The following is a 16713-nucleotide window of genomic DNA, read 5'->3' on the forward strand; positions in this document are numbered from 1 at the left end:
CCACGGATTCAAGCCTGCGTTCGGCCAGCGTGGTTTAACGGGGCGCCTGAGATCAAAAGCAGATCAAGAGCGACTCGCTTCGCATCGTGGTTACCGTTGGCTGCTACGGTCTGGAACGTTGTGTAGGTACCTATGCTCCGATAGCAGTCAGCCAGATACCGATGTGCAAGCTGACACACTGCAATCGGGGGCAAGCCCCCTCCCACATTGTTTGTATTCCAGCGTTAGAATCGGGTTTGTACAGCCACCTCGAACGTTCGCGGTGAGCCGAGGTAATACGCCGGTGATACGTGGGCGAATTCGGCATACACCTCATTGGTCAGGTTGCGCACCCGGCCGGTTATCGAGGTATGTGTGTCCACTTTATAGCGCAGAAAACTGCCAAACAGCGTGTAGGCCGGTACCGTCTGGGTGTTGGCATTGTCGGCATACACCTGGGCGACATGGCGCGCGTCGACGCCGCCTTGCCAATTTTCTGAAAAGTCATAGGTCAGCCATAGATTGCCCACGCGCTTGGGCACGTTGGTCGGTGTATTGCCTTGACGCGACACCACGGAGCCGCTGGCGGTTTTCTCGTTGAAGTCGTCGTATTGCGCGTCGACCCAGGCGATGTTGCCTTCAGCCAGCAATCGGGGGGTGATGCGCAGCGAACTGGCCAGTTCGATGCCCCTGGATGACTGCGCACCCACGGGAATGCTGCGGGTGGGGTCCAGTGGGTCGGTTACCGCAAAGTCCTTGCGCTCGATCCTGTACACGGCAAGCGTGGCGGCGCCACGGCCTTCGAGGTAGTCGAACTTGCTGCCTATTTCCCATTGCTTGCCGGTCGATACGTCGAACACCTGAGTCGTGGTGCTCGGCTGTTCGGCGGCGGTGCTGTATTGCACGTAGACGTTGGCGGAGGGCATGAACTGGTAGGTCAAACCCACGCGCCCGGTCACCGGTTCCCAACTGCGCTGGAGGTGCCTGGGGTTGGCGGCTGTCACCGTCCTGTGGTTGGTCACGTCCAGGTCGATGGCGTCGTAGCGCAGGCCGGTGAGCAGCGACAAGGTGTCGGTCAAGCCCAGGCGGTTTTCCACGAACAGCGCTTTTGTAGTCACTGCACTGGTCTTGTCTTTGACAAAACCGGGTCGGGTGCCCGGTATGTCGTAGAAATGGCCGGGCTGATAGCCGTTCGGCTCGACGGTGCTGTTGCCCGGCACGTTCAACGGGCTGTTGGTGGTGCTGTTGACCTTGTATTCGAAGCCTGCGGACCAGGTGGTGGCCAGGCCGAAGACGGCGTCCTCATGGCGCAGCTCGAACTGGTTGCCGTTCTGCTCACCCTGATGCCGCACCTGATAGGCAGTGGAGCGGTTCACCGCGCTGTTGTCGGCGTTGTACTGGTAGGTTTCCAGGTTGCGGTAATCGCGCTGGCTGTCGAGGTGGTAGAGGGTGTTTTTCAGGGTGGTGCTGTCGTTGATCCGGTAGTCAATGATCGAGCGTGCCCAGCGTGTGCGCTGCTCATAGCGACCGTCCGCGACGTTGTAGTTGTTGAAGCGGTTGTGCCGGTCGATCTTCAGCTCGCCGGCCTTGGGGTTGAGCACCGGGGTGCCCCAGTAGGGGCTGTCTTCATGCTCGTCCTGATATTCCAGCGCCAGGGTGTGGGACAGGTCCGGGGTCAGGTCGCTGAGCAGGGAAAACGCCACGCTCCAGGCCTCGCGCTGGTCGCGGTCGATATAGCTGTGCTGGGTGTTGCGGCTCACATCCAGGCGTGCGTAATGCTGCACCTCGGCGCCGGGCTCGGTGAGCGCATGGTTGAGGCCCAGCGCCAGGCCGGCGGTGTCATGGCTGCCATAGGTCAACTGGCTTTCGACGGCGTGTTCCTCACGGCTGGCCAGCCTGGTCACGTAGTTCAGCGAACCGCCTACGGAGCCTGCGCCATTGATCAGGGAGGAGGGACCGCCGACCAGTTCGACACGGTCGTAGATCCACGCGTCCACCGGCCGCGCCAGGCCGGTGGCGACGTTGATACCGTTGAACATCTGGGTGATCTGGCTGCTGGTGAACCCGCGGTATGAGACGAACCCGCCAAAGCCCGGTGGCGCGCTGGCGTTGACGCCGGGCAGGGTATTGGCTGCATCGCGAAAGGTCTTGGCGCCATGGCGCTCGATGTCGTTGCGCGTGGCAATGGCCACCGACGCCGGGGCTTCACGCATGCTCAATCCCAGCCGCGACGCCATGCCGCTGGGTTGATCCAGGGCCAGGCCGGGATCGACGGTTTGCTCGCCTTCAATGGTGGTCGGGGCCAGCTCAAGGGCTGGGGCGCAAACAGGCAGGCAGCCGCACAGGCCCGCCAGCAAGGGTAAATGTTTCATGGTTGAATCCTGAAAACTTGGCGTGAAAACAACACACGACCGCGCGTATTTCCGCATGGAAACAGGGGCAGTGCAGAGGGACAGCGCAGGGATCAGGCGAAGGCGGGCGGCGCGCGCGGGTGGGCCGTGGGCCAGGTGAGACGGGCGGGGATGTCGGCGGCAAGTACCACGGCCGCAGGCGGGGCGTGCGGCTGTGGCAACACCGCTACATTCAGGTGACTGCTGAGCGCAGGGCCCATGCCGCCGGTGGAGCACAGGGGGCAACCGAACGCCTTGGACAGTGTTGGCAGGCTCTCATCGGTAGAGTTTGATTGCACGGGCGCCTGGGTGCGCGGGTCGACCGTACAGAACTGACCGCTGATGCCGTTGAGCTGCATCCCGACCATTTGCCCGTGCCCGATGCTGCAGGCGAACACATTGAACAGGACGCAGCCATACAGCATCCAGGCAATGAGCGAGCGGTCGGTTCGGGCAAGTTTCATAGGGCGGCACTTTAACATCAGCTGCCGACGAAATACCTGCAAAAAATATCAGGGCGTCTATGCTCATTCCCACCATTTCTGGGGACGCCCGCCATGAGCTTCGTCGTTGCGCGCTGGATCGTCGGGATTTTCACCTGCATCAGCATGGTGCATTTGTACTGGGCCGCCGGCGGAAAATTCGGCAGCCTGGCCGCCATACCGCAATTACCCGGCGAATTCGCCGGCGGGCCAAGACCGGCTTTCAAGCCCTCGACGCTGGGTACATTCCTGGTGGCAATGGGATTGGTGGCGATTGCGCTGCTGGTCTGCCTGCGCGCCGGACTGTATTTTTCGCCGGTGTCCCATGGGGCGCTGCAATGGGGGATCAGTGCGATTGCCGTGGTGATGTTTGCCAGGGCAATCGGCGATTCGGAGTTGGTGGGGTTCTTCAAAAAGGTGGTGGGCTCAAGGTTCGCCAGGCTGGACACCTATTTTTATTCGCCGCTGTGCCTGGTGCTGGGCGCTGGCCTGTTGGTAGTGGCATGGGCCTGAGATAAGGCAATCTGATGGCCCCTCTGTAACAAAATTCTCGCCAGAATCGCTTTTATTTCAGGTGGTTAGGTGAGGAAGCCAATGCGCACTGTGGGAATCATGCTGGTTGCTTGTTCACTGGCCGGCGGCGCGGCAGCCGTGCAGGCACGAGAGCTGCGCGAGGGCGACAAATATATGTGCAGCTGGGGCGCGGGCACAGCCGCCAGGGCCCAGGAATTGAAGCTCTCGGGGGTGTCGCTGTACGCCGCGCGGCAGAAGATCCAGACCCTCAAGTTCAACAAATCGTGGATGCGCATGATGGCCATGGGCATTACCGAGCAGACCTATGACAGCCGCTCACGGCTCAAGCCCGAGGCGATTCGCCAGAGTTTCTACCAGGATTGCCTGCGCTATAAAGTGGCGCGCAAATAAGCGCCTGTCGCAGGTTCCTGCGCAGCGGTTTACAAATCCACGACAAATGCCGTGTAAGTATTTGCATACAATCACCTCCTTGATCGGGAGGCGTGTATGCATGTGCTTATTCGAGCGGCGACCGTCGATGACGTCGACACGCTCATTACAATCCGTACGTCTGTGGTGCAAAACCACCTGAGTGTCGAACAGATGGCTGACGATGCCGACGTTCGCTACAGAAAGCGCAGGGCGCGCTGACTCATGAGCGCTTCGGTCTCCCAGTCAGCCAACAGCTTGCGCAACTTCGTGGTGGGCGTGCTGGGGGTTGCGGCGCTGCTGGGGTTCTATTTTGTACAACTCAATGCCGAGGCGGACCGCCAGCGTGAAGCCGCCGCCGAGCAGTTGGCGTTGTGCGTTCGTCTGAAGCGGGTCGCCGGTGCGAACGCCTCAACCCATGTCGAACTTGGCCAGGCATGCAGGCAATTGAACGTAGAGTTTTTAAACCGCGTAAAAGTGGAATAAGTAATAACCTTATTTTATAAGATGGATTAAGTTCGGTATCGCTCGCTAACTTGCACCAAAAAGTGGCAAAAACAGGCCTCTCACCTTAAAAAACATGTGGTTATTGAATGACTTACAACGGTTTAATCCGACGAAAGGAATAAAATAATCTTGTGAGCCGATTTTGCAGTCGCTACTATAGCCGGGCGTTCACCTCCCACGGTTTATGCATTTTTAAATCCCAAGTTTCCATCAGCTACTTGGGATTTTTTTTGCCCGGAATTTGATCTTCGCCCCCCTGTGCCGACACAACTCGCCCGTCAGAGCGCCGTATCAGAGGCGGCGCAGAAAGGACTTGACGATGTGTCGGGTGGCGTCGGTAGTGTCCAATTCGTCGAGGGTGCCGTAGGCGTACCACTGGCATTCGACGATCTCGTTGCACGGCCGTGCCTCGTCGATATTCACGACCGACGCTTCAAACACATGATGCACGGTGTCGCGGGCCTTGAGCTCCTGCAGGTACAGCAAGCCGTCCACGTTCAACCCCGTCTCTTCTTCCAGCTCGCGTTGCGCCGCGCCTACCGGGCGTTCACCACGCTCTACCTTGCCGCCCGGCAATGCCCATTTCGATCTGGCCTTGCGCACAAAGAGGATGTGCCCTTCGTGTTCGCAGATGACGGTGGCCCGTATTTTCATCGTTTATACCTGCTACGGGATAGTTGTCATAAAAGTGTAATGCAATTGTCATGCTAAGTGGTTATGGCGCGTCGGGTCGTGTATGTGGATACTGCCCGACTGACTTGAACGAACGAGGAGAGCAGATGAGCACCGTACGTTGGGGCATGATCGGCTGTGGCAGTGTGACCGAACTGAAGAGTGGACCGGCTTTCTACAAAGCGCCAGGTTCGGCCCTGGTGGCCGTGATGGGACGCCGTGAGGAAGCCGTGCGCGATTATGCGACACGCCATGGCATTGCCCGCTTCTACACCGATGCCCAAGCCCTGATCGACGACCCCGAGGTGGACGCGGTGTACATCGCCACGCCACCCGACAGCCACCTTGAGTACAGCTTGATGGTGGCGGCGGCGGGCAAGCATTGCTGCGTCGAAAAGCCCATGGCGTTGAACGCCGAACAAAGTGCGCTGATGCAGCGCACCTTCGAGCGCGCCGGGTTGCATCTGTTCGTCTCCTACTATCGGCGCTCATTGCCGCGCTTCCAGCAGGTGCGCACCTGGTTGCAGGAAGGCCGTATCGGCGAGTTGCGCCACCTGACCTGGACCCTGTGCAAGCCCGCAGCGCCGGCAGACACCCACCCGGCCAACTGGCGCACGGATCCTGCGATTGCCGGCGGTGGTTACTTTGCCGACCTGGCCAGCCACGGCTTTGACCTGTTCCAGTACCTGGCGGGCGATATCGTCGAAGTCTCGGGCTTTACCGCGCGGCAGGCCGGACGCTATGCGGCGGAGGACGCAGTGACGGCCTGCTGGACCTTCGCCAGTGGCGCATTGGGCATGGGCTGCTGGAACTTTGTCGCTGACCGCCGCGAAGACCGGGTCGAGCTGATCGGCAGTCGTGGGCGCATCACGTTTGCGGTATTCGAAGACCAGCCGCTGCGCCTCGAAGGGGAGACCGACGAGGTGCTGGAGGTGCCTTGCCACGCGCATATCCAATGGCACCACGTCCTGGCGATGAATGCCCATATCCGGGGCGATGCCAAACACCCTTCGCTGGCGATCGAGGCGTTGAAGACCGATCGCATCCTGGACAAAGTGCTACAACGTTACTCCCAACACCCTTAGCCGTCGCGATAGCGTGGTGCTTCACTTTTATTGAGAAGGTTATCGCGATGAAATACTCGATGCTGTTGTGGCTGTTTATCGTGACTGGCGCGACGGCGGCGCCGAGCAGTCAGGGGCAGGCGGGGGAATTTGATTTTTATGTGTTGTCGCTGTCATGGTCGCCGACGTTTTGCCTGACGCACCCGAACAATGAGCAATGTTCGGGCAAAGGCTACGGCTTTGTACTGCATGGACTGTGGCCGCAATATGCCAAAGGCGGGTGGCCGGCGTCCTGCGCGACGCAATCGCGGTTGAGCGATGAAGCGCTGGAAAAAGGCGCCACGCTGTTCCCTTCGCGTGCGTTGCTCAAGCACGAATGGGCCAAACATGGGACCTGCAGCGGGCTTGAGCCGATGGAGTATTTGGAAAAGTCCGACACGGCGTTGGGCGCGGTGGTCATTCCGCAACAACTGCAGCCGTTCAACACGCCACCGTCGTTGTCGTCCGGCGAGATCGAGGCATTGTTTCGCGACAGCAACCCGCGCATGGGCAACCACGGCATGGCCGTCATCTGCAAAGGCAAGGTGTTGTCTGAGGTGCGGGTATGCCTGACCAAGGACCTGGCCTTCGCCGGCTGCCCACGCAGTGTGAAAAGCCAGTGCCGGGATGGCGATATCCGCATCCCCGCCCAGCGCTGAGCAGTGTTGAGCCAGATCAAGGGCTGCGGCGTTTTTCATGGCTGCATCGCCACCCGATAGCGCTCATCGAAATCGTCTGCCAACTGCGCAAGGGTCACGTCGCCCAGGCGCTTCAAAAGCACGGCCTGGGCCTGGGCGAAGGCGTCCGTCAATGCCGCGTTGACGGCCTGTTCGACCAGGCATTGGGGGTGATCGGTGGACAGGCCGATGGCAAAGATCGACGGCGTACCCAGGGCATTGTGAATCTCCAGCAAGGTGATTTCACTCAAGGGCTTGCCCAGGGTCCAACCCCCCTGGTGACCCTTTTCCGAGCATACGTAGCCCTTTTCCTTGAGCAGGCCGAGCGTGCGCCGCACCACCACAGGGTTAGTGCCCAGCATCCGGGCAATGGTCTGCGACGTGGCTCGTTCTTCATGGCGTCCCATATGGATCAATACGTGCAGCATGCGCGAAAGCCGGGTGTCGTTTCTCATTCAGTCATTCCCAATCGGTTCGACGCACAGTATCTTCCGTAACCTGAAAAGGTGCGAGACGCTTGACGCGTTAATTTCATGTCACTGTCGCCGAGGGCGCGGCGCTACGAGGCAAAAAGGTCATTTTGTTCAATACGCTGAACGTCTATCCCCTTATCGTGAACCCGACTTCGTTTGGCATCACATAAGGAGCTGCAATGAGCTTGACTCTTTCCATGGCCGCCTTCGCCCTGGCCACGTCCATCACGCCGGGACCGGTCAATGTGGTCGCCTTGAGTGCCGGCGCGCGCTTCGGGTTTGCCGCGAGCCAGAAGCACGTGCTTGGCGCGGCTGTCGGCTTCACATTGCTGCTGGTGTTGATCGGCCTGGGCTTGCACGAAGTGCTGCTGCGCTGGCCGATCCTGACCCAACTGATCCAGTGGGGCGGGGTGGCATTCTTGTTGTACATGGCCTGGAAGCTTGCCGTGGATGATGGGCAGTTGCACGCCCATGGCGCCGCCACTGCGCCCTCGATGCTGTATGGCGCGATCATGCAGTGGCTCAACCCCAAAGCCTGGCTGGCCTGTGTGGCGGGGATGGGGTTGTTTGCGGCGGACGGCGAGGCCAGGCAAGTCTGGCTGTTTGCCAGCCTCTATCTGGTGATCTGCTACCTGTCGGTGGCGTGCTGGGCCTACGCCGGAACCTTTCTGCGGCGCTACCTGCACAATCCCAAGGGGGTCAGAGTCTTCAACCGCTCCATGGCCGCGTTGCTGGTGGCCAGTGTGGGTTATTTGCTGATGGCTTGAGCGTTTCGCGGTATTGCCCGGGCGTGGCGGCGAAATGCTGCTTGAACGCACGCTGGAAATGCGCCTGGTCGGCAAAGCCTGCGGCCAGGGCGACATCGGCGATCAGCGCGCCATTGCGCAGTTGAGTGCGGGCGAACTGGATGCGGTGGTTGACCAGGAACGCATGGGGCGTCAGCCCGTAATAGTGCTTGAAGGCGCGGATCAGGTAGGACGGCGACAGCTCGGCCGCGAGGCAAATGTCCTCGAGCTTCAAGGCCTCGGTACAGTGTTCACGGATGTAGTCGGCGGCCCGCTCCAGCTTGTGATTGACCTCGCGCATGGGGGTGAGGGAAGGGTTCAGGCGTTGCTGCACTTCGCTGAAGTAGCCCACCAGCGCGCTCTGCTTGTGCAGCAGTTCGGCCCGTTCATCCACCAACAGCCGGTACAGCGCCAGCAAGCCGTTGTACAACGCGGTGTCCCGCGTATGGGGCGTGTTGAACGCACGGTAACCCTGGTCGGTGCTGAAACCCAACTGATGCTGCAGGTCGGTCAGCCAGGGCGTGTCGAGGTAGAGCATATGGTAGGACCAATGCTCGTTTTCGATGGGATTGCACGCATGCACGTCGCCGGGGTTCATCAACACCACGGTGCCGGCGCTGATCACGAAGGTCTGTTCGCCATAGTGGTAATAGCTGCGCCCGGCGGTGATAGCGCCAATGGAAAAATGCTCATGGGCGTGGCGGGTGTAGGTGACCTTGCGCCCATCGGCAATGGTGCGCGCCTCGATGAACGGCAGACGCTCGTCGCGCCAGAAACGCGGCGAGTGCGCAGGGTGAGCGGGGCTGTTCAACGACATGGCGAGGGCTCCTGCCTGTTATGCGGGCACCAGAAAGGCCGCTTCCAGCAATTGCCGAGTATAGGCATGTTGCGGGTTGGCGAAAATCGTCGCGGCATCCCCTTGCTCCACGACCTGGCCCTGCTTGACCACCATCAACTGATGAGTCAGCGCCTTGACCACCGCCAGGTCATGGCTGATGAACAGGTAGGTCAGGTTGTACTTGGCCTGCAAGCTGCGCAGCAGTTCCACCACCTGGCGTTGCACCGTACGGTCCAGCGCCGACGTCGGTTCGTCCAGCAGGATCAGGCGCGGCTTGAGCACCAGGGCGCGGGCAATGGCGATGCGCTGGCGCTGGCCACCGGAAAACTCATGGGGGTAGCGATGCCGCGATTGCGGGTCCAGGCCGACCTCCTTGAGCGCGGCGATGATCGCGGCTTCCTGCTCGGCCGGCGTGCCCATCTTGTGAATGCGCAACCCTTCGCCGACGATCTCGCTGACGCACATGCGCGGGCTCAGGCTACCGAAGGGGTCCTGGAACACCACCTGCATTTCCCGGCGCAGCGGGCGTACCTGTTGCTGGGTGAGGCGATCAAGCTGCTGGCCTTCGAAGCGAATCCCGCCCTGGCTGCCAATCAAGCGCAGGATCGCCAGGCCCAAGGTGGATTTGCCCGAGCCGCTTTCGCCGACGATGCCCAGGGTCTGCCCCTGGGGCAGGCTGAAGTTGATGCCGTCCACGGCCTTGACGTAATCGACGGTGTTGCGCAAAAAGCCTTTTTTGATCGGGAACCAGACTTTCAGGTCGTCCACTTCCAGCAGCGTTGGCCCCACGGCGTTGCCGGCCGGCCCGCCACTGGGCTCGGCCGCCAGCAGTTCCTGGGTGTAAGGGTGTTGCGGCGCCTGGAACAGCGTCTCGCAGTCGGCCTGTTCGACGATGCAGCCCTGTTGCATCACGCACACACGGTGAGCGATCCGGCGGACCAGGTTCAGGTCGTGGCTGATCAACAGCAACGCCATGCCCAGGCGCGCCTGCAGTTCCTTGAGCAGTTCCAGGATTTTCAATTGCACCGTCACGTCGAGGGCCGTGGTCGGCTCATCGGCAATCAGCAGTTCCGGCTCGTTGGCCAGGGCCATGGCGATCATCACGCGCTGACGCTGGCCTCCGGAGAGTTCGTGGGGCAGCGCCTTGAGGCGTTTGTGCGGTTCGGGAATGCCCACCAGTTCCAGCAGTTCCAGGGTGCGCCGGGTGGCGACCTTGCCGGTGAGGCCTTTGTGCAGGCCGAGCACTTCATTGATCTGTTTTTCGATGCAGTGCAGCGGGTTCAACGAGGTCATCGGCTCCTGGAAGATCATCGCGATGCGGTTGCCGCGAATGTGCCGCAGGGTCTTTTCCTTGAGCGTCAGCAGGTCTTGCCCGGCGTAGTTGATGGTACCGGAGGGGTGCCGGGCCAGAGGGTAGGGCAAGAGGCGCAGGATCGAATGCGCCGTCACCGATTTGCCCGAGCCGCTTTCGCCGACCAGGGCCAGGGTTTCGCCGCGTTTGATATCGAAGCTGACGTGATTGACCACGCGATGCTGATGCTCGCCCGTGACGAACTCGACACTGAGGTCGCGGATTTCGATCAGATTGTCCTGATTCATCTCATTTCCTCGGGTCGAAGGCGTCGCGAGCGGACTCGCCGATAAACACCAGCAGGCTCAACATGATCGCCAGCACGGCGAACGCGCTCATGCCCAGCCACGGCGCCTGCAGGTTGGATTTGCCCTGGGCCACCAGTTCGCCCAGTGACGGTGAGCCGGCCGGCAGGCCGAAACCCAGGAAGTCCAGGGCGGTGAGGGTGCCGATGGCGCCGGTGAGGATGAACGGCATGAACGTCATGGTCGAGACCATCGCATTGGGCAGGATATGGCGGAACATGATCGCGCCGTTCTGCATGCCCAGCGCGCGGGCCGCGCGCACGTATTCGAGGTTGCGCCCGCGCAGGAACTCGGCACGCACCACGTCCACCAGGCTCATCCACGAGAACAACAGCATGATGCCCAGCAACCACCAGAAGTTGGGCTGCACGAAGCTGGCGAGAATGATCAGCAGGTACAGCACCGGCAACCCGGACCAGATCTCCAGGAAGCGTTGCCCGGCCAGGTCCACCCAGCCGCCATAGAAACCCTGCAGGGCGCCGGCGATCACGCCGATGATCGAGCTGAGCACGGTCAGCGTCAACGCGAACAGCACCGATACGCGAAACCCGTAGATGACCCGCGCCAGGACATCGCGGCCCTGGTCATCGGTGCCCAGCAGGTTGACGCTCGACGGCGGCGCGGGGGCCGGCACTTTCAGGTCGTAGTTGATGCTCTGGTAGCTGAACGGGATCGGTGCCCACAAGGTCCAGGCATCCTTGGCCTTGAGCAGTTCCTGGATATACGGGCTCTTATAGTTGGCTTCCAGGGGGAACTCGCCGCCGAAGGTGGTTTCCGGGTAGCGCTTGAGCGCCGGGAAATACCAGTCGCCGTCAAAGTGCACGGCCAGGGGCTTGTCGTTGGCAATCAATTCGGCGCCCAGGCTCAGCACGAACACGATCAGGAACAGCCACAGCGACCACCAGCCACGCTTGTTCGCCTTGAACCGCTCGAACCGGCGGCGATTGAGGGGGGACAGGTTCATCTCAATGCTCCCGGCTGGCGAAGTCGATCCGCGGATCGACCAGGGTGTAGGTGAGGTCGCCGATCAGTTTCACGATCAGCCCCAGCAGGGTAAAGATAAACAGCGTACCGAACACCACCGGATAGTCGCGGTTGATCGCCGCTTCAAAGCTCATCAGGCCCAGGCCATCGAGGGAGAAGATCACTTCCACCAGCAACGAGCCGGTAAAGAAGATACCGATAAAGGCCGAGGGGAAACCGGCGATCACCAGCAGCATCGCGTTGCGAAACACATGGCCGTAGAGCACGCGGTGGTTGGTCAGGCCCTTGGCCTTGGCGGTGACCACGTACTGTTTGTTGATCTCGTCGAGAAAGCTGTTCTTGGTCAGCAGGGTCATGGTGGCGAAGTTGCCGATCACCAGGGCGGTCACGGGCAGGGCCAGGTGCCAGAAGTAATCGAGAATTTTGCCGCTCCAACTCAATTCGTCGAAGTTGTTCGACGTGAGCCCGCGCAAGGGGAACCAGTCCAGGTAACTGCCGCCGGCAAACACCACGATCAGCAGGATGGCGAACAGGAACGCCGGGATCGCATAGCCGACGATGATTGCCGAGCTGGTCCACACATCGAAGTGGCTGCCGTGACGCGTGGCCTTGGCGATGCCCAGGGGGATCGACACCAGGTACATGATCAGGGTGCTCCACAACCCGAGGGAAATCGACACCGGCATCTTTTCCTTGATCAGGTCGATGACCTTGGCGTCACGGAAGAAGCTGTCGCCGAAGTCCAGCCGGGCGTAGTTCTTGACCATGATCCACAAGCGTTCCGGCGCCGACTTGTCGAAACCGTACATTTTCTCGATTTCCTTGATCAGCGCCGGGTCCAGGCCCTGGGCGCCACGGTAGCTGCTGGAGCCGGCCACCGAAACTTCGGCGCCGCCACCGGCAATGCGGCTGGTGGCACCGTCAAAGCCTTCGAGCTTGGCGATCATCTGCTCCACCGGGCCGCCCGGGGCGGCCTGGATGATGACGAAGTTGATCAGCAGGATCCCGAACAGCGTGGGGATGATCAGCAACAGGCGACGAACAATATAGGCCAGCATTCAATCGCCTCCGCTCGCCGCTTCGGCGCTGTGCGTAGTGTCCAGGGGAACAGCCGGTTTGACGTCGGGTTTGGCCCACCAGGTGGCGGTGCCGACGTCATAGCGCGGCGAGACTTTCGGGTGGCCGAGGTGATCCCAGTACGCCACACGGAACGTCTTGATGTGCCAGTTGGGAATCACGTAGTAGCCAAACTGCAGCACGCGGTCCAGTGCCATGGCGTGGGCGATCAGGCTTTTGCGCGAGTCGGCATCGATCAGTTGCTCGACCAACTGATCGACGGCGGGGTCCTTGAGCCCCATGTAGTTGCGGCTGCCCGGTTTGTCGGCGCTGGACGACTTCCAGAACTCACGCTGCTCATTACCCGGTGAAGTGGATTGCGGAAAGCTGCCGACCAGCATGTCGAAATCCCTTGAGCGCAGGCGGTTGATGAACTGCGACACGTCGACCCGGCGAATCACCAGGTCGATACCCAGGTCGGCCAGGTTGCGCTTGAACGGCAACAGGATGCGCTCGAACTCGGTCTGGGCCAGTAGGAATTCGATGGTCACCGGTTTGCCGGTGGTGTCGACCATCTTGTCATCGACGATCTTCCAGCCGGCTTCCTGCAGCAACTGGTACGCCTGGCGCTGCTGCGCGCGGATCATGCCGCTGCCGTCGGTTTTGGGCGGTTCGAACGCCTGGGTGAAGACCTCGGCGGGGATCTTGTCGCGCAGCGGTTCGAGAATGGCCAGTTCATCCGGGCCGGGCAGGCCGGTGGCGGCCATTTCCGAGTTCTCGAAGTAACTGCGGGTGCGCGTGTAGGCGCCGTTGAACAGCTGTTTGTTGCTCCATTCGAAATCCAGCAACAGGCTGATGGCCTTGCGTACCCGCACGTCCTGGAACATCGGCTTGCGCGTGTTGAACACGAAACCCTGCATGCCGGTGGGGTTGCCGTTGGGGATTTCTTCCTTGATCAAACGACCCTGGGTCACGGCCGGAATGTTGTAGGCGTTGGCCCAGTTTTTCGCGCTGAACTCCAGCCAATAGTCGAACTGCCCGGCTTTCAGGGCTTCCAGGGACACCGTGCTGTCGCGGTAATAATCGGTGATGCGGTTATCGAAGTTATAGAAACCCTTGGCCACCGGCAGGTCCCTGGCCCAGTAGTCCTTGACCCGCTCGTAGCGAATCATGCGCCCGGCCTTGACCTCGGCCACCTTGTACGGGCCACTGCCCAGCGGTATTTCCAGATTGCCTTTGGAAAAGTCGCGGTTGGCCCACCAGTGCTTGGGCAGCACCGGCAATTGCCCGAGGATCAGTGGCAGCTCGCGGTTGTTGGTGCGCTTGAATTTGAACAGCACCCGCAGCGGGTCTTCGGCGACCACTTCATCCACGTCGGCGTAGTAGGTGCGGTAGAGCGGGGTGCCGTCCTTGATCAGAGTCTGGAAGGTGAACACTACGTCTTCGGCGCGGATCGGGTGGCCGTCATGGAAGCGTGCCTCGGGGCGCAGGTAGAAGCGCACCCAGCTGTTGTCGGGGGCCTTCTCGATTTTTCCGGCCACCAGGCCGTATTCGGTAATGGGCTCGTCCAGGCTCTGCATCGCCAGCGTGTCGTAGATCAGCGTCAGATTGTCCGCGGGCACGCCCTTGCTGATATACGGGTTGAGACTGTCGAAGCCACCCATGGCCGATTCGCGGAAGGTACCGCCTTTGGGGGCGTCGGGATTCACGTAGTCGAAATGCTTGAAGTCGGCGGGGTACTTGGGGGGCTCGTTATAGAGCGTCAACGCATGTTGCGGGGCGGCCTGGGCCGCGCCGCACAGCAACAGGCCGGCCAATACAGTACTGCGCAAGGACATCATTGGGCTTTCTCCGAAGCTTTCAGCCACCACGCGCTCAAGCCCAGGCTGTAGGGCGGCGTGGTGACAAAGGCGAACCGATTGCGGTACGCCAGGCGATGATAGTTGAGGTACCAGTTGGGAATGCTGTAGTGCTGCCAGAGCAGCACCCGGTCCAGGGCGCGACCTGCAGCCAGTTGTTCTTCGCGGGTCTGTGCCGCGAGCAGTTGTTCGAGCAGGTGATCGACCACGGGGTTGGCGATGCCCGCGTAATTCTTGCTGCCCTTGATGGTGGCCTGGCTGGAATGAAAATACTGCCATTGTTCCAGCCCTGGGCTGAGGGTCTGGTTGAGGGTGACCAGGACCATGTCGAAGTCGAACTGATCCAGGCGCTGCTTGTACTGTGCGCGGTCAACGGTGCGCAGGCGCGCGTCGATGCCGATGCTGATCAGGTTCTCGACATAGGGCTGCAGGATGCGCTCCAGGTTCGGATTGACCAGCAGGATTTCCAGGCGCAGCGGTTGCCCGTCCCTGTTCAGCAGGCGTTGGCCGGACAGCTTCCACCCGGCCTCGCCAAGCAGGGCCAGGGCACGACGCAGGGTTCCACGCGGGATGCCGCGACCGTCGGTCTGCGGCAGGCTGAAGGCCTGGGTGAACAGATTGGCCGGCAGTTGCTCGCGGTAGGGCGAAAGCATCAGCCACTCGTGCCCGACCGGCACGCCCGTGGCCGAGAACTCGCTGTTGGGGTAGTAGCTCAAGGCGCGTTTGTAGGCGCTGCTGAACAGGGTGCGGTTGGTCCATTCGAAGTCGAACATCAGCCCCAGGGCTTCGCGCACCCTGGTCTGGCTGAAGGCCGGTCGCCGGGTGTTGATGAACAGGCCCTGGCTCTGGGTAGGAATCCGGTGGGCGATCTGCGCCTTGATGACCTCGCCGCGATTCACCGCCGGGAAGTTGTAGCCGGTGGTCCAGTTCTTGGCCTGGTGTTCGATATAAATGTCGAATTCGCCTGCTTTGAAGGCTTCAAAGGCGACGTCGCTGTCGCGGTAGAACTCCACCTCGACCTTGTTGTAGTTATACAACCCCTGATTGACCGGCAGGTCCTTGCCCCAGTAATCCTTGACCCGTTCGAACACCAGTTGGCGACCAGGAGTGACCTTGCTGATGCGGTACGGCCCGCTGCCCAGTGGCGGTTCGAAGGTGGTGGCCTTGAAGTCGCGATGCTTCCAGTAATGCTGGGGCAGCACGGGCAGCTCGCCCAGGCGCAGGATCAGCAGCGGGTTGCCGGCGCGCTTGAATACAAAGCGGATGCGATGGCGATTGAGCACATCGACCCGCGCCACTTCCTGCAGGTTGGTACGGTACTGCGGGTGGCCTTCGGTCAACAGGGTGCGATAGGAAAATGCCACGTCATCGGCGGTAATCGGCGTGCCGTCGTGAAAACGCGCCTCGTGGCGCAGGTTGAACACCACCCAGCTGCGGTCTTCGCTGTATTCCACCGATTGGGCAATCAGGCCGTAGCTGGAAGTCGGCTCGTCACCGGACGGCGCGTACTGGCCGGTGCCGACCATCAGCGGCTCGTTGAGCTCGTTGACGCCGTACTGCAGGAAGTTGGGGGTGGAAACCGGGCTGGAGCCCTTGAAGGTGTAGGGGTTGAGGGTGTCGAACGTGCCAAAGGCCATTACCCGCAGTGTGCCGCCTTTGGGCGCTGCAGGGTTTACCCAATCGTAATGGGTGAATTTGGCCGGGTACTTGAGCGTGCCGAACTGCGCGTAACCGTGGCTCTCGGTAATCGTCGCGTTCGCCGCAAAGCTCAAGGCCAGACTTATTAGTAGAAGGAGGGGACGCTTCAAGTCAGAGATCCGATCCGGGCGGCTTGGGCTTTATGATCGGTACAGTAACAGCTTGTTCCGGTTGGAAAAAGCCAGTTGGGACGATGGAGATCAATGTGGGAGGGGGCTTGCCCCCGATGGCGACCATAGGGCCGACCAAGATGCTGGATCAGACCGAGTACATATCCGTTTCTGCGGTAACGGCTGCTTAGGGTTCCGCTTTTACAGCGGCTCACTTTTGAAAAGCGCAAAAGTAAGCAAAACGCTCTTGCCCCACCACTCGGCACCTCGCTTAGGCTCGGTGTGCCCTCTCTCCGGCTTGAATCCGTGGGCCGCCGCAATGGGCCATCCCTGGCCCAGTGCGGCTAACCCGGCGTCCTGCCGGGTTGCCCACGGATTCAAGCCTGCGTTCGGCCAGCGTGGTTTAACGGGGCGCCTGAGATCAAGATCAAAAGCCAGATCAAGAGCGACTCGCTTCGCATCGTGGTTACCGTCGGCTGCTACGGTCTGAAACGTTGTGTAG

General features: G+C 61.0%; 16 protein-coding genes and 1 pseudogene. 7 read left to right on the plus strand and 10 right to left on the minus strand.

Features of this window, described 5'->3' with window-relative positions; all coding sequences use genetic code 11:
- Positions 1-224: 224 nt before the first annotated feature.
- Positions 225-2351, minus strand: coding sequence for a TonB-dependent receptor (locus tag BFP93_RS25280; protein ID WP_065895347.1), 2127 nt, complete (start codon positions 2349-2351; stop codon positions 225-227).
- 92 nt (positions 2352-2443) lie between these two features.
- On the minus strand, positions 2444-2833 hold the full coding sequence (locus BFP93_RS25285; protein WP_065895348.1) for a DUF2946 domain-containing protein: 390 nt from the start codon (positions 2831-2833) through the stop codon (positions 2444-2446).
- A gap of 93 nt (positions 2834-2926) precedes the next feature.
- Between BFP93_RS25285 and BFP93_RS25290 the strand changes: the two genes are divergently transcribed.
- The 4 genes and pseudogenes from BFP93_RS25290 to BFP93_RS25300 all read left to right on the plus strand — a co-directional run bounded on the left by BFP93_RS25290 (position 2927) and on the right by BFP93_RS25300 (position 4279).
- Positions 2927-3364, plus strand: a complete 438-nt coding sequence (locus BFP93_RS25290) for a DUF3995 domain-containing protein (RefSeq protein WP_065885234.1) — start codon at positions 2927-2929, stop codon at positions 3362-3364.
- Positions 3365-3445: 81 nt separating this feature from the next.
- Complete coding sequence (locus BFP93_RS25295; protein WP_065895349.1) at positions 3446-3775, plus strand: hypothetical protein; 330 nt, start codon at positions 3446-3448, stop codon at positions 3773-3775.
- A gap of 96 nt (positions 3776-3871) precedes the next feature.
- Positions 3872-3976 (plus strand): annotated as a pseudogene (locus BFP93_RS29780) (GNAT family N-acetyltransferase); the annotation flags it as partial.
- A gap of 42 nt (positions 3977-4018) precedes the next feature.
- Positions 4019-4279: a hypothetical protein gene (locus BFP93_RS25300; RefSeq protein WP_065895350.1), complete on the plus strand. Its 261-nt coding sequence runs from the start codon at positions 4019-4021 to the stop codon at positions 4277-4279.
- 312 nt (positions 4280-4591) lie between these two features.
- On the opposite strand, the gene BFP93_RS25305 is transcribed toward BFP93_RS25300, so the two are convergent.
- Positions 4592-4954 carry an NUDIX hydrolase gene (locus BFP93_RS25305; RefSeq protein WP_065895351.1) on the minus strand — a complete coding sequence of 121 codons (363 nt, stop codon included), beginning with the start codon at positions 4952-4954 and terminating at the stop codon, positions 4592-4594.
- A 125-nt stretch (positions 4955-5079) separates the two neighbouring features.
- On the opposite strand from BFP93_RS25305, the gene BFP93_RS25310 reads away from it, so the two are divergent.
- Together BFP93_RS25310 and BFP93_RS25315 are read left to right on the plus strand one after the other, a co-directional pair.
- Positions 5080-6057 carry a Gfo/Idh/MocA family protein gene (locus BFP93_RS25310; RefSeq protein ID WP_065895352.1) on the plus strand — a complete coding sequence of 326 codons (978 nt, stop codon included), beginning with the start codon at positions 5080-5082 and terminating at the stop codon, positions 6055-6057.
- A gap of 47 nt (positions 6058-6104) precedes the next feature.
- Positions 6105-6734 carry a ribonuclease T2 family protein gene (locus BFP93_RS25315; protein WP_065895353.1) on the plus strand — a complete coding sequence of 210 codons (630 nt, stop codon included), beginning with the start codon at positions 6105-6107 and terminating at the stop codon, positions 6732-6734.
- A gap of 35 nt (positions 6735-6769) precedes the next feature.
- On the opposite strand, the gene BFP93_RS25320 is transcribed toward BFP93_RS25315, so the two are convergent.
- Positions 6770-7207 carry an RrF2 family transcriptional regulator gene (locus tag BFP93_RS25320; RefSeq protein ID WP_065895354.1) on the minus strand — a complete coding sequence of 146 codons (438 nt, stop codon included), beginning with the start codon at positions 7205-7207 and terminating at the stop codon, positions 6770-6772.
- A 197-nt stretch (positions 7208-7404) separates the two neighbouring features.
- Between BFP93_RS25320 and BFP93_RS25325 the strand changes: the two genes are divergently transcribed.
- Positions 7405-7992 (plus strand): LysE family translocator, encoded by a 588-nt coding sequence (locus tag BFP93_RS25325; protein ID WP_065895355.1) that lies wholly within the window; start codon positions 7405-7407, stop codon positions 7990-7992.
- On the opposite strand, the gene BFP93_RS25330 is transcribed toward BFP93_RS25325, so the two are convergent.
- Genes BFP93_RS25330 through BFP93_RS25355 form a run of 6 tightly spaced genes read right to left on the minus strand, consistent with a single transcriptional unit; the run spans position 7934 to position 16211 of the window.
- Positions 7934-8827 (minus strand): AraC family transcriptional regulator, encoded by an 894-nt coding sequence (locus BFP93_RS25330; protein WP_065885242.1) that lies wholly within the window; start codon positions 8825-8827, stop codon positions 7934-7936. The genes BFP93_RS25325 and BFP93_RS25330 overlap by 59 nt on opposite strands.
- An 18-nt stretch (positions 8828-8845) precedes the next feature.
- The gene (locus BFP93_RS25335; RefSeq protein ID WP_065895357.1) at positions 8846-10447 is read right to left on the minus strand and encodes an ABC transporter ATP-binding protein; all 1602 of its coding nucleotides are present in this window, start codon (positions 10445-10447) and stop codon (positions 8846-8848) included.
- A gap of 1 nt (position 10448) precedes the next feature.
- On the minus strand, positions 10449-11468 hold the full coding sequence (locus BFP93_RS25340; RefSeq protein WP_065895359.1) for an ABC transporter permease: 1020 nt from the start codon (positions 11466-11468) through the stop codon (positions 10449-10451).
- A gap of 1 nt (position 11469) precedes the next feature.
- On the minus strand, positions 11470-12546 hold the full coding sequence (locus tag BFP93_RS25345; RefSeq protein WP_065895361.1) for a microcin C ABC transporter permease YejB: 1077 nt from the start codon (positions 12544-12546) through the stop codon (positions 11470-11472).
- Positions 12547-14385, minus strand: coding sequence for an extracellular solute-binding protein (locus BFP93_RS25350; protein WP_065895363.1), 1839 nt, complete (start codon positions 14383-14385; stop codon positions 12547-12549).
- Positions 14382-16211, minus strand: a complete 1830-nt coding sequence (locus BFP93_RS25355) for an extracellular solute-binding protein (RefSeq protein ID WP_065895365.1) — start codon at positions 16209-16211, stop codon at positions 14382-14384. The genes BFP93_RS25350 and BFP93_RS25355 overlap by 4 nt, the downstream gene beginning before the upstream one ends.
- Positions 16212-16713 lie beyond the last annotated feature (502 nt).

This window comes from Pseudomonas sp. 44 R 15, from assembly GCF_900004965.1.
Classification (GTDB): Bacteria; Pseudomonadota; Gammaproteobacteria; order Pseudomonadales; family Pseudomonadaceae; genus Aquipseudomonas; species Aquipseudomonas orientalis_A.